This window comes from Pantoea sp. SGAir0215, from assembly GCF_043543215.1.
On record NZ_CP028031.1, the window covers coordinates 707,224 to 720,617 of the forward strand.

Below are 13,394 nucleotides of genomic sequence, written 5' to 3' on the forward strand. Positions count from 1 at the left end.
TTGTTGTCTGAGGGATGCTGGCAGGCGAAATATAAGTTTTGGTTATGCAGTAAAAACGCAAAATGTTAAATTTTTGCGAGAAAATATCAGCATTTTCCGCTGTATGAACGTCATAACGCACAGGGAATCGTTCAGATATCCAACATTTGGCGCTAAATGATGTACGATTTTATTTAGTGGTAATGACTGCTTAACAATGACTGTCGTAGCAGAATGCGCGGAAATAAAGCCACGCCACTGTGCAATATAGGGCGTTAGCGCGCGCAGGGTTTTTTTATCGTTGCTTGCTATTCCTCACACTCTGTGTAAATAACTAACCGTTGTATTGACGTTCTTTGCAACTGTTGACAAATTGATGCGTCAATAACGGTGCAGATACAGATTTTTCTGATGGGTACTTATCAATCAGCATTATCAAAACAAAAATATCTCACTCTTATCACCCGCTCAGGGTGGACCGCCTGAACCGCATAAAAAAACCAGAGGTCGGGCAATGCACACAACAACACATCACAATGGAGCAAAAGCATGATCAACTCCCTGGCCAAATCCAGGATGCTGAAGGTCGGTCTGAGCCTCGTCGCCATGACCGTAGCCGCAGGTGTTCAGGCGAAAACCCTGGTTTATTGTTCTGAAGGTTCTCCGGAAGGGTTTAACCCGCAACTCTTTACGTCGGGTACGACGTACGATGCCAGTTCTGTTCCAATCTATAACCGTCTGGTTGAATTCAAAACGGGTACGACCGAACTGGTACCTGGACTGGCTGAAAAGTGGGACGTCAGTGCTGATGGCAAAACGTATACCTTCCATTTACGCAACGGCGTGAAATGGCAAACGACTAAAGATTTCAAACCTACGCGTGAATTTAACGCGGATGACGTCGTGTTTTCTTTTGAGCGTCAGTTAGACAAAAACAACAAGTACCACAACGTCTCTGGCGGCAGCTACGAGTACTTTGAAGGTATGGATATGCCAAAGCTGATCAGCAAAATCGAAAAAGTAGACGATCATACCGTTCGCTTTGTGCTGACGCGTCCTGAAGCGCCTTTCCTGGCTGATCTGGGCATGGATTTCGCCTCCATCATGTCCAAAGAATACGCTGACAACATGCTGAAAGCCGGCACGCCTGAAAAAATTGACCTGAATCCAGTGGGCACCGGGCCGTTTGTGCTTCAGCAGTACCAGAAAGACTCACGTATCCTGTACAAAGCCAACCCGGATTACTGGGGAACCAAGCCAAAAATCGATCGTCTGGTTTTCTCGATTACCCCCGATGCGTCAGTACGTTACGCCAAGCTGCAGAAAGGCGAATGTCAGATCATGCCGTATCCGAATCCGGCTGATATCGCCAGCATGAAGAAAGACAGCAAAATTAACCTGATGGAGCAGCCAGGTCTGAACGTCGGTTACCTGTCATTCAACACCGAGAAAAAACCGCTGGATAACGTGAAAGTGCGTCAGGCACTGACCATGGCGGTAAACAAGAAAGCCATCATTGATGCGGTTTATCAGGGCGCCGGCCAGCCAGCGAAAAACCTGATTCCACCGACAATGTGGAGTTATAACAACGATGTTAAAGACTATGCCTACGATCCAGAGAAAGCCAAAGCGTTGCTGAAAGAAGCCGGTATGCCGGATGGTTTCTCTATCGATCTGTGGGCAATGCCGGTTCAGCGTCCTTATAACCCGAACGCGCGCCGTATGGCAGAGATGATTCAGGCTGACTGGGCGAAAATTGGCGTGAAAGCCAAGATTGTCACCTATGAATGGGGCGAGTACCTGAAACGTGCCAAAGCGGGTGAGCACCAGACGGTCATGATGGGCTGGACTGGCGATAATGGGGATCCCGATAACTTCTTCGCAACGCTGTTCAGCTGTGCGGCGGCGAAAGACGGCTCTAACTATTCGCGCTGGTGCTACAAGCCGTTTGAAGATTTGATTCAGCCAGCACGTGCGGAATCCGATCACAACAAACGTATTGAGTACTACAAGCAGGCTCAGGTTGTAATGCATGACCAGGCGCCTGCGCTGATCATCGCTCACTCAACCGTTTATGAGCCTGTAAGCAAGAAAGTTACTGGTTATGTCGTTGATCCATTAGGTAAACATCACTTCGATACCGTCGATATTCAGGAATAACCTTTCGGATTACTGCAGTCAGGGCCGGTTTTACCGGCCCTCAGGCGACCGTGTCAGGTCGCCTGTTATCTGCTCTTTTTTTTCCGGCTAATTACTTTTACAAAAAGAAGCGCTTCCTGCGTCGCGTTCTGCTGTCGCGGGATGCGGTTAATGAGCAATGTTATCTCTGGCCAGGGCCAGAGGAAAACGACTGAGAATTACGCCTATGCTGCAGTTCATACTCCGGCGTCTGGGGCTTGTCATCCCAACGTTCATCGGTATTACATTATTGACCTTCGCGTTTGTGCATATGATCCCGGGCGATCCGGTGCTGATCATGGCAGGTGAACGCGGTATCTCCCCCGAGCGCCATGCTGAGTTAATGGCGATGATGGGGCTCGATCAGCCGCTGTGGAAACAGTATCTGCACTATATCAACGGTGTGCTGCACGGTGATTTAGGTATTTCACTGAAGAGCCGCATTCCTGTATGGACTGAATTCGTCCCGCGCTTTAAAGCCACCCTGGAACTGGGGATCTGCGCCATGATGTTTGCTGTCGCCGTGGGGATTCCGGTTGGCGTTCTGGCCGCAGTAAAACGTGGTTCTGTATTCGATCACACCGCGGTCGGGATTTCCCTGACCGGCTACTCGATGCCGATTTTCTGGTGGGGCATCATGTTGATTATGCTGGTGTCGGTCCAGCTCAATCTCACACCGGTTTCAGGTCGCGTGGCAGATACGGTGTTTCTGGACGACAGCCATCCGTTGACCGGTTTTATGCTGATTGACACGTTCATCTGGGGAGAGCCTGGCGACTTCAAAGATGCCGTCATGCATATGATTCTGCCCGCGATTGTGCTGGGCACCATTCCGCTGGCCGTCATCGTGCGCATGACGCGCTCTTCTATGCTGGAAGTGCTGGGTGAAGACTATATCCGCACCGCCCGGGCGAAAGGCCTGACGCGTATGCGCGTTATCGTCGTTCACGCTCTGCGTAATGCGATGTTGCCGGTTGTGACGGTCATCGGTTTGCAGGTGGGCACCTTGCTGGCAGGGGCCATCCTGACCGAAACCATCTTCTCCTGGCCGGGTTTGGGGCGCTGGCTGATCGAAGCGCTGCAACGCCGTGATTATCCGGTCGTGCAGGGCGGTGTGCTGCTGACGGCTATCCTGATTATCCTGGTCAACCTGTTGGTTGATCTGCTGTATGGCGTGGTGAACCCGCGCATACGTCATAAGAAATAAGGGGGCATCATGTCTGTCGTTGATCCCGCGAGTGTGAATGTCGCACCTAAGCCGATGACCCCGATTCAGGAGTTCTGGCACTACTTTAAACGTAACAAAGGCGCGGTTATCGGGCTGGTTTACATCATTCTGATGCTGTTGATTGCCATTTTTGCCGAGGTGCTGGCACCGCACGGCCCGGCGGAGCAGTTCCGTGATGCCCTGCTGCATCCACCTGTGTGGCAGGAGGGAGGAAGCTGGAGCTATATCCTGGGCACCGACGATGTGGGGCGCGATATCCTCTCGCGTTTGATGTACGGCGCGCGCCTCTCCTTGCTGGTGGGCTGCATGGTCGTTGTGTTGTCGCTGATTTTTGGCGTGATTTTCGGCCTGCTGGCGGGCTATATCGGTGGAGCGGTTGATGCCACGATTATGCGTCTGGTCGACATTATGCTGGCGCTGCCTAGCCTGCTGTTAGCCCTTGTTCTGGTCGCCATTTTTGGTCCGTCGATCGTCAATGCTTCTATTGCTCTGACCTTTGTCGCGCTGCCGCACTATATCCGTCTGACACGCGCGGCGGTACTGGTTGAGGTCAATCGTGACTATGTGACGGCCTCAGGTGTCGCCGGTGCCGGTATGCTGCGTCAGATGTTTGTGAACATTCTGCCTAACTGCCTGGCCCCGTTAATTGTTCAGGCCTCGTTAGGGTTTTCCAACGCCATTCTTGATATGGCGGCGTTGGGCTTTCTCGGTATGGGTGCGCAACCGCCAACGCCGGAGTGGGGCACTATGCTCTCCGACGTATTGCAGTACGCGCAAAGTGCCTGGTGGGTGGTGACGTTCCCCGGATTAGTCATTCTGCTGACCGTGCTGGCATTTAACCTGATGGGCGATGGTTTGCGTGATGCACTCGACCCGAAACTCAAGCAGTAAAGAGGCACCGAGATGGCGTTATTAAATGTAGATAAGTTATCGGTGCATTTCGGCGACGATAAGGCACCGTTCCGCGCAGTAGACCGCATCAGTTATCAGGTTGAACAGGGCCAGGTGGTGGGCATTGTCGGTGAGTCGGGTTCGGGTAAATCCGTCAGTTCTCTGGCTATCATGGGGTTGATCGATTTCCCCGGTAAGGTGATGGCGGAAAAACTCGAATTCAACCAACGCGATCTAAAGCGTATCTCTGAAAAAGAGCGCCGTCAGCTGGTGGGCGCCGAAGTGGCCATGATTTTTCAGGACCCGATGACCAGCCTGAACCCCTGCTATACCGTGGGTTACCAAATCATGGAAGCCATTAAGGTCCATCAGGGCGGTAATAAAAGTACCCGCCGCCAGCGGGCGATTGATCTACTGAATCAGGTGGGGATTCCCGATCCGGCCTCGCGGCTGGATGTGTATCCGCATCAACTGTCTGGTGGGATGAGCCAGCGCGTGATGATCGCGATGGCGATCGCCTGTCGTCCAAAGCTGCTGATTGCCGATGAACCGACGACCGCGCTGGACGTGACGATTCAGGCGCAGATCATTGAACTGCTGCTGGACCTGCAAAAGCAGGAAAACATGGCGCTGATCCTGATCACGCACGACCTGGCACTGGTGGCAGAAGCGGCCCACCATATCATTGTGATGTATGCCGGCCAGGTAGTAGAGAGCGGCAAAGCGTCCGATATCTTTAAAGCCCCCCGTCATCCTTACACGCAGGCGTTATTGCGTGCGCTGCCAGAATTCGCGGCCGATAAAGCACGCCTGGCCTCATTGCCGGGGGTGGTGCCAGGCAAATACGATCGTCCAATGGGCTGTCTGCTGAATCCACGCTGCCCTTATGCTAACGATCGCTGCCGTAAAGAAGAACCTGAACTGCGGACGATTCCGGGACGTCAGTCCAAATGTCACTATCCGCTGGACGATGCCGGGAGACCAACCTATGAGTCCTGAGAAAACGAAGCACGACTATCTGCTGCAGGCTATTGACCTGAAAAAACACTATCCGGTGAAAAAAGGCTTATTTGGTCAGGAGCGGCTGGTCAAAGCGCTGGATGGTGTCTCTTTTAACCTGGAGCGCGGAAAAACACTGGCCGTGGTGGGGGAGTCAGGCTGCGGCAAATCCACGTTAGGCCGTTTACTGACTATGATTGAAACGCCGACGGAAGGGCAGCTTTACTGGCATGGTCAGGATTTATTAAAACACGATCCGCAGGCGCAAAAGCTGCGTCGACAGAAAATTCAGATCGTGTTTCAAAATCCCTATGGTTCGCTAAACCCGCGTAAAAAAGTCAGCCAGATTCTGGAAGAGCCGCTGATCATTAACACTTCGCTCACTAAAGCCGAGCGGCGTGAAAAAACGCTGGAAATGATGGCCAAAGTCGGTCTGAAAACCGAGCACTATGACCGTTATCCCCATATGTTTTCCGGAGGACAACGTCAGCGTATTGCGATTGCGCGTGGCCTGATGCTCGATCCGGATGTCTTAATCGCAGATGAACCGGTTTCGGCGTTGGACGTGTCAGTGCGTGCGCAGGTGCTTAACCTGATGATGGATCTGCAGCAAGACATGGGGCTGTCTTATGTCTTCATCTCTCACGATCTGTCGGTAGTTGAACATATTGCAGATGACGTGATGGTGATGTACCTGGGACGCTGCGTTGAAAAGGGCAGTAAAGAGGCGATTTTTGCTCATCCCCGCCATCCTTACACCCAGGCGCTTCTGTCGGCCACGCCACGTCTGAATCCTGACGATCGTCGTGAACGTATCAAGCTGACCGGTGAACTCCCCAGCCCGCTCAATCCGCCTCCGGGCTGTGCATTCAATGCGCGCTGCCGTCGCCGTTTTGGCACCTGCGTTCAGTTACAGCCGAAACTGAAGCAGTACGGCGACCAGCAGATAGCCTGCTTTGCGGTTGATCAGGATGAAAACCAACTGATTGCGTCAGGTGATGTGACGCGCTAGAGATGTCCTGTCAGGCGGAATCCTTGTAGGTAAACGACAGGTGATTCCGCTTGACTGTAGAAGCCCGCAACGCTGTCGTTACCTTCCTGGCGTCACTCATCGCCAAAATGCACCGCTGGTTAGTGGCATGTTCTTCCTCTGCCCGTTCGCGACATTCATAAATCCTGGGATGTGACGTGCCGCCGGATTTGAAGAATACAGGTTTTGTTGGCCACGCATTCGCGTAGTAATACTTTACCAACCATAATTCAATATTCTCACAACCCTTAAGCACCAATGTCAGAATGCTGTAAAAACGACAGTACACGAGACAGCTTTTTTTTGCTTTCCAATACAAGGAGTTGTGTTAGCCATGCTCCCCGGGTTAGTAGATACTTAGATGTTAATCATTGAGGCTGATATTTTACTTAAGGCTGTCTCAATAATTTTACGAAATATATGTGAGTTAGTGCTCATTTTTTGCTAAACACAACTAATTAGCATTAAGCTTTCTTATTGAATCTGTTGGTTTTGTAATCAGAATTATCTCACTGTGTTCAAATTATTATGATATATTCCTGGAAAAATCCTCCCTATGTTTTAGGTTGTGGTGTATGAAGAATTACGACGACTTACAGCGTTTTAAGGAAAAGACAAAAACGCTCGATATCGCCTTTCAGGATATGTCAGGCCAATCGCAGGAAGCGGCGGAGAAAAGTAAATGGTCTCTCATTCGTCAACTGGCGAGTGACGATCAGCAAATGCCGTTTAGTGGTGGCCAGCGTATTGATTTACTCCAGCCACAACCGATTCAGGGTGATGAGTTTAGTCTGGACATGGGTTCAGCGTTAACTCAGAGCGCGCAGGTGTCGACGCCTGCATCTGCCTCTTCCCGTTCCCTCATAAACAGCCTGTCAGCCAGCGAGCCGCTTCCTGACGTGACTGAGCCTGCTTCACACGCTTCCTCTTCCCTGTTCCCGACATCCTCAGCAACGCCTCAGGCCGGGGTCGCCGTACAGAAGACGCATGCGCCGGTAACGGCACATGACACTGCCCCCTCAATCCCGGCACGTCCTGAAGCAGAGAACGGTCGCTTCAGCGATCTGTTCCGTGCGCGTAACAGCGCGTCAGAGAATTTACCTAAAGAAACGTTATTAAAACCGTTACTGGAGAAGATTGCCTTATGCCGTTAGTTTGTGTGTGCTCGCCCAAAGGTGGGGTGGGAAAAACTACGTTGGCAGCCAATCTGGCCTGGAGTCTGGCCCGATCGGGTAGCAAGGTATTGGCAATTGATTTTGATGTACAGAATGCATTGCGTCTTCATTTCGGCGTTCCCCTGAATGACGGACGGGGTTTCGTTGCTCGCTCAGAAGAGCAGGCTGACTGGAGCCAGTCTATTTTGACGACCGGAGGGAACATTTTTGTTCTGCCTTACGGCAATGTTACCGAAGCCCAGCGTGAGCGGTTCGAAGAGAATCTGACTAAAGACCCGCATTTTCTCAAGCGAGGCCTTGATACGTTACTGAACTATCCCGGCCTGGTGATGGTAGCGGACTTTCCTCCCGGACCCGGACCTGCGCTTAAAGCCATCAGGGCATTAGCCGATATGCATTTGGTCGTTATGTTGGCGGATACCGCCTCCGTGTCACTGTTACCCCATATTGAAGAAAACCGCCTGATTGGGCAGCCGCTGAACAGCCGGCACGGTCACTATTTTGTCCTCAACCAGTGCGACAATCGCCGGAATATCAATCGCGATGTGACCGCTTTTCTTCAGCAACGGCTGGGCGATACGCTACTGGGGCAGATTCATCGTGATGAAAGTGTGGGTGAGGCCAACGCCTCGCAGCAATCCGTTTATGATTTCAGCCCTGCCTCTGCTGCTGCCTTTGATATCGAACTGATCACCAGGCGTGTCGCCAGTATTCTGAATATCACGGTGGGGAATGGCGAAGTTCAGGCGCAAATTAACACCGGTAACTACTAAATGTAATGACCTGCTCCGGCAGGTTAAAAAAAACAGCTCTTTCAGGGTGGGTCATGGGTAAACTTGGGTTTTACCTGCTGCTGCTGGTGCTTGCACCTGTTGCTGCGGTGATTATTATCACGCCGATGGATAGTCAAAAACAGTATATTTTTGGCTTGATTAGCATTGGTATGGTGTTTTTATTGGGGTTCAGTAAAAGCCGTAAAATAACGGTAGTGATGGTTATTCTTTCCGCCCTGATGTCATCCCGCTATATATGGTGGCGGACGACGGAAACACTGTATTTTAATTCTGAAATCGAAGCGATTCTTGGCATTGGCTTATATATTGCGGAACTGTATGTCTGGCTGATCCTTATACTCGGCTTCCTGCAAACCACATGGCCATTAAAGCGAACGATTGAACCCCTGCCGGAGGACACCAGCCTGTGGCCAACGGTTGATGTCTATATCCCCACGTATAATGAAAGTCTTGATGTCGTACGTGACACTGTTCTGGCCGCACAGTGCATTGACTATCCGCGTGACAAGATAAAGGTTTACCTGCTTGACGATGGAAAACGCCGGGAGTTTGCTGTATTCGCGGCCGACGTGGGTGTGGGCTACATCACGCGCGACGATAACAGCCATGCCAAAGCCGGTAATCTTAATCACGCAATGAAGATCACAAAAGGTGAACTGATTTGCGTGTTTGACTGCGACCACGTAGCGACCCGCACATTTTTACAGGCAACGGTGGGCCCGTTCCTGAAAGATCCTAAGCTGGCGCTGTTACAGACGCCGCACTATTTTTATTCGCCCGATCCTTTTGAACGCAATCTGCGCGCAGCGCGCAGTATTCCTAATGAGGGTGCGCTGTTCTATGGTCCGGTGCAGCAGGGTAATGACAACTGGAACGCGACTTTCTTCTGCGGTTCCTGTGCCGTCATTCGTCGTTCTGCGCTGGAAGAGATTGGCGGTTTCGCCGTCGAAACGGTGACCGAAGATGCCCATACGGCGTTGAAAATGCAGCGTCGTGGGTGGGGATCGGCCTTTCTGGCCATTCCTCTGGCTGCAGGTCTGGCGACTGAACGTCTGGGCCTGCACGTAATACAACGTACCCGCTGGGCCCGCGGAATGACGCAGATTTTCCGCGTCGATAACCCACTTTTGGGTCGTGGCTTAAAGTGGCAACAGCGGCTTTGCTATCTCAACGCCATGCTGCATTTCCAGTTTGGTCTGCCGCGCGTCATCTTCCTGACCGCGCCGCTGGCTTATCTGTTGTTCAATCTGAATATTATCCATTCGTCAGCATCGCTTATTTTTGCTTATGTCCTGCCTCATCTGGTGCTGTCGTTGTCGGTAAACTCGCGTATGAATGGCCGTTTCCGCTACACCTTCTGGGGGGAAATTTATGAAACCGTCATGTGTTTCCACCTGGTGATTCCGACGATTTTGACATTGCTGTCACCTAAGCATGGCAAATTTAACGTAACGGACAAAGGCGGTGTACTGGATCAGGGCTTCTTCGATTTCCATATTGTTCGCCCGCACGTCATCGTTGCGCTATTGCTCAGCATTGGCATCGTAGCGGGTATCGTGCGTGCGACGATGCATGACTATTTTGGTGTCGATCCTTACGTGATTGCCCTTAACGTAGGCTGGGCGATCTTCAGCTTAATTATTTTAATGGCCGCGATTGCGGTCGCGCGTGAAACCAAGCAGGTACGAAAAACGATTCGTATCGAGGTGCAGATTCCGGCCATTATTCATTACGCCAGCGGTATTTCCTCGCGCACTATGACCAGCGATCTCTCAATGGGTGGCGCGCATCTGGACGCACCGGATAACCGTCATGAGCATGACACGATTGAAGAGATCGATCTGTTGCTGAAATCCGGCACGATTACTATCCCGGCAAGCAAAATTTCCGGCGATGAAGAGAGCATTCGTCTCAGCTTTGGCGCAATGCCGCTGTCGCGTCGTCGCGAACTGGTGCGAGTGGTACTGGCGCGAGCGGATGCATGGATTCAGCCTGAATATAAGCAAGATAACCCCCTTACTTCTTTGGGCACCATTATTCGTACTGTTTTCGAACTGTTCTGGCTGACCTGGTTAGATCGCCGTGAGAAACGTAAAGGCGGAGCGCAAAACGTGGCGGTGAAAGAGGACAGTGCAGTATGAGAATGTTGATACAGTCGATGCTTGCAGGGTCGCTTTCGGCTGCATTGTGGGCTCTGCCCGCGTCGGCAGAGGCGCCCGTTGCCGGTAATAACGCCAGCCTTACTGCGGTAAATAACGGCCAGACCACGGACAGCAATGCGGTGTTAAACAACAGCGCGGCACCGGAAAGTGGCGCGGTGCCGAATAACAGCGCAGTAATCAACAACAGCCCTGCGACAGGTAGCAGTGCTGCCCCGATCATGAGGACTGCAGCGGATGGTAATACCACCCTCAACAACAGCGCCGCACCTGGCAGCAACGCAGTAATCAACAACAGCCCTGCGACAGGTAGCAGTGCTGCCCCGATCATGAGGACTGCAGCGGATGGTAATACCATCCTCAACAACAGCGCCGCACTTGGCAGCAACGCAGTGATCAACAACAGCCCTGTGCCAGATAGCAGTGCTGCCCCGATCATGAGGACTGCACCGGATAGCAATACCACACTAAACAACAGCCCAGCGCCAGACAGCAATGCCGGGCTGAATAACAGCGCAGCCCCAGCAGCCAGCACCGGGGCAGAGAACCCTGCGGTATCAACCTCAACTCATGAGGCGGCATCCGGGTCGGCGATGCCGAATGGCGGGACAGCCGCTGCGCCGTCTGCCAGCAGCCCTGCTACCGTCACCCATGACAGCAGCGCGCTGTCGAGCGTACCGCCACCGGCGGGGCTTGATAACGCAGAACCGGCCCTGGAAGCGGCGGCGGGTGCAACCCCTTATGCACCGGGTCAGGCTACGGCGACCGCGATGGCCAGCAGCATGCTCAATCAGCCCGTCAGCAGCACGCTGAGCGTGGCGCAAATGGGGCAGCGGCAGGGGATTACGCTGACCGGTGGTCAACTGCAATCGGGTATCCTGTTTACGTTGCCAGGCGATGAGGTAGTGACCAACGCACGCCTTAACCTGTCGCTGCGCGTTTCCCAGGCGCTGGCGGCACGTAATACTTCTCTGCAGTTAATGTTAAACGGCCAACCGCTCGGTACGCTGCCGTTAGGTTCGGGCGACAGTGATGAAAGCGATTACCAGCTGGACATTCCGGCGGCCATGATCGTGTCCAACAACAACCTGAGTTTTAAAATTAACGACGCCGATAAGCTGTTGTGCGAAAAAGACAGTGCGGAACAGTATCAGGTGACTATTCTGCCCAAAACGATGTTGAGCCTTGAAGGCCAGCAGTTAAATATTGGCACCAGCCTGCGTAACTTCCCGCGGCCATTTATTGACCCGCAACGTATGACCGCAGCGGATGTCACGTTTGCCTTTACCAACAGCGTTTCACCCGACACGGTCACTGCGGCAGTGCTGGTGGCATCCTGGTTGGGCATTCAAAGTGATTACCGCGGCATCAGCTTCCCGGTTGTCCGCGGTACGCTGCCGGAAAAAAACGGCATCTTGTTTGGTCATCCCGGTGACAAGATTGGCACACTGACCTTTCCTGCCAGTTCAGGGCCCACCCTGCAAATGGTCGATAATCCAGGCAATCCGGTGTATAAGCTGCTGCTGGTGAGCGGCGCAGACGAAAATCAGTTGCGCCAGGCCGCGAATCGTCTGACAACCCAGCCCCTGACTACCGATGGCAGCATGTTACAGGTTAAGCCGCAATCCATTGCCAGTCGCAGTCCTTACGATGCGCCTCGCTGGATCAATACGCTCCATCCTGTCCGTCTGGGTCAGCTGTTGCGCAAAGATCAAAGCCTTACCGCGACCGGTATCTGGCACGATGCGATGCGGGTTAATTTCCGCGCAGCACCCGATCTGTTTTTGTGGGATGGGGATACGGTTCCGCTCCATTTGCATTACCGCTTTCCGTCAGAGACCTGGATTGATGAGAAAAACTCACTGCTCAATGTCACCCTGAACGGAACCTTCCTGCGTAATCTGACCGTCAATAAAGAGGGGCTTCTGGAAAACGTCTGGCACCGCCTGGGTGGCGATGCGCGTCAGGAGCATTACCAGATTAACCTCGATCCCTATCTGATTTACGGCGATAACCAGCTGGCGCTCTATTTTAATATTAAGCCCAAGGCGGATGCGCCCTGCGGCGTGTTACTCAACAACAATATTAAGAGCCGAATTGAAGAGGACTCCTGGATCGATCTGAGTCACACGCGGCACTTTAGCATGTTGCCTAATCTGTCCTACTTTGTGGGCGCTTCGTTTCCGTTTTCCCGTCTGGCGGACTTTTCACAAACCACACTACTGCTGCCCGGGCAGCCCAGCGATGCGGAAATTTCCACGCTGTTAAATCTGTCCGCTCGCGCGGGAAATGCGACGGGTGTTGTCCTGGCACAGAATCAGGTGTTGTTTGGTCTGCCAAACGGCGGCAATAACCTGGCACGGGTTCAGCAAACGGATTTACTGGCCGTGAGCACGACCGGAAACAGCGCATTCAATCAGGCAATGCTCGAAAACTCGCCTTATGACGCTAACGGCAGCGCGCTGGGTGTGAAAGAACCGACCACGCTTGAAAAACTGCGTAGCTGGCTGATGGGTGACTGGTATCGTCAACCACTGGATGCCGATCGCTATTTCTCTTCGAATGAGTCCTGGCGTGGTTTTCTGAGTTACCGCTCGACATGGAACCCGGATCGTCTGGTCGTGATGGCGGTTGCTACCAGTGACGACCAGTTGCTGAGATTACATGGTGACCTCAGCTCTGCCCGCATTAATGCGGCGGTAAGAGGCGATACTGCCATTATTACCGATGAGAATGGCATCCGAAGTTTCCGGGTTGGGCCGCAGTTTCCCAGTGGGGAAATGCCGTGGTACATGATGGTGGTATGGTATGCCAACCAGCACTCGGTATTAATGGCGCTGGCTGCACTGCTGTTTTCCGCCGTGGTAGGCAGTGCCGCGTGGGCCATGTTGAAACGACATGCCTCGCGTCGACTGCAGGCAAATGATAATCGCGATGCCGGTAAGAAGTAAGGGCCATAAT

General features: G+C 52.7%; 9 protein-coding genes. All 9 read left to right on the forward strand.

What is annotated here, in order from left to right:
- The first annotated feature begins 528 nt into the window (after window positions 1-528).
- Window positions 529-2,139, forward strand: a complete 1,611-nt coding sequence (gene dppA / locus C1N64_RS03455; protein WP_006121407.1) for a dipeptide ABC transporter periplasmic-binding protein DppA — start codon at window positions 529-531, stop codon at window positions 2,137-2,139.
- A 205-nt stretch (window positions 2,140-2,344) separates the two neighbouring features.
- Complete coding sequence (dppB, locus tag C1N64_RS03460; RefSeq protein ID WP_033737316.1) at window positions 2,345-3,364, forward strand: dipeptide ABC transporter permease DppB; 1,020 nt, start codon at window positions 2,345-2,347, stop codon at window positions 3,362-3,364.
- Between the two features lie 9 nt (window positions 3,365-3,373).
- A complete protein-coding gene (dppC, locus tag C1N64_RS03465; RefSeq protein WP_006121409.1) occupies window positions 3,374-4,276 on the forward strand; it encodes a dipeptide ABC transporter permease DppC in 903 nt (300 codons plus the stop codon).
- 12 nt (window positions 4,277-4,288) lie between these two features.
- The gene (gene dppD, locus C1N64_RS03470) at window positions 4,289-5,275 is read left to right on the forward strand and encodes a dipeptide ABC transporter ATP-binding protein (RefSeq protein WP_006121410.1); all 987 of its coding nucleotides are present in this window, start codon (window positions 4,289-4,291) and stop codon (window positions 5,273-5,275) included.
- Window positions 5,265-6,287 (forward strand): dipeptide ABC transporter ATP-binding subunit DppF, encoded by a 1,023-nt coding sequence (dppF, locus tag C1N64_RS03475; RefSeq protein ID WP_039339199.1) that lies wholly within the window; start codon window positions 5,265-5,267, stop codon window positions 6,285-6,287. Before dppD ends, dppF begins: the two co-directional genes overlap by 11 nt.
- A gap of 593 nt (window positions 6,288-6,880) precedes the next feature.
- Entirely contained in the window at window positions 6,881-7,459 is a 579-nt protein-coding gene (gene bcsO / locus C1N64_RS03480; RefSeq protein WP_394515253.1) for a cellulose biosynthesis protein BcsO, read from the forward strand.
- Window positions 7,450-8,253 (forward strand): cellulose biosynthesis protein BcsQ, encoded by an 804-nt coding sequence (gene bcsQ, locus C1N64_RS03485; RefSeq protein WP_054634734.1) that lies wholly within the window; start codon window positions 7,450-7,452, stop codon window positions 8,251-8,253. Before bcsO ends, bcsQ begins: the two co-directional genes overlap by 10 nt.
- 53 nt (window positions 8,254-8,306) lie before the next feature.
- Window positions 8,307-10,415, forward strand: a complete 2,109-nt coding sequence (bcsA, locus tag C1N64_RS03490; protein ID WP_006121414.1) for a UDP-forming cellulose synthase catalytic subunit — start codon at window positions 8,307-8,309, stop codon at window positions 10,413-10,415.
- Entirely contained in the window at window positions 10,412-13,384 is a 2,973-nt protein-coding gene (gene bcsB, locus C1N64_RS03495; protein WP_394515254.1) for a cellulose biosynthesis cyclic di-GMP-binding regulatory protein BcsB, read from the forward strand. The genes bcsA and bcsB overlap by 4 nt, the downstream gene beginning before the upstream one ends.
- The last annotated feature ends 10 nt before the right edge of the window (window positions 13,385-13,394 follow it).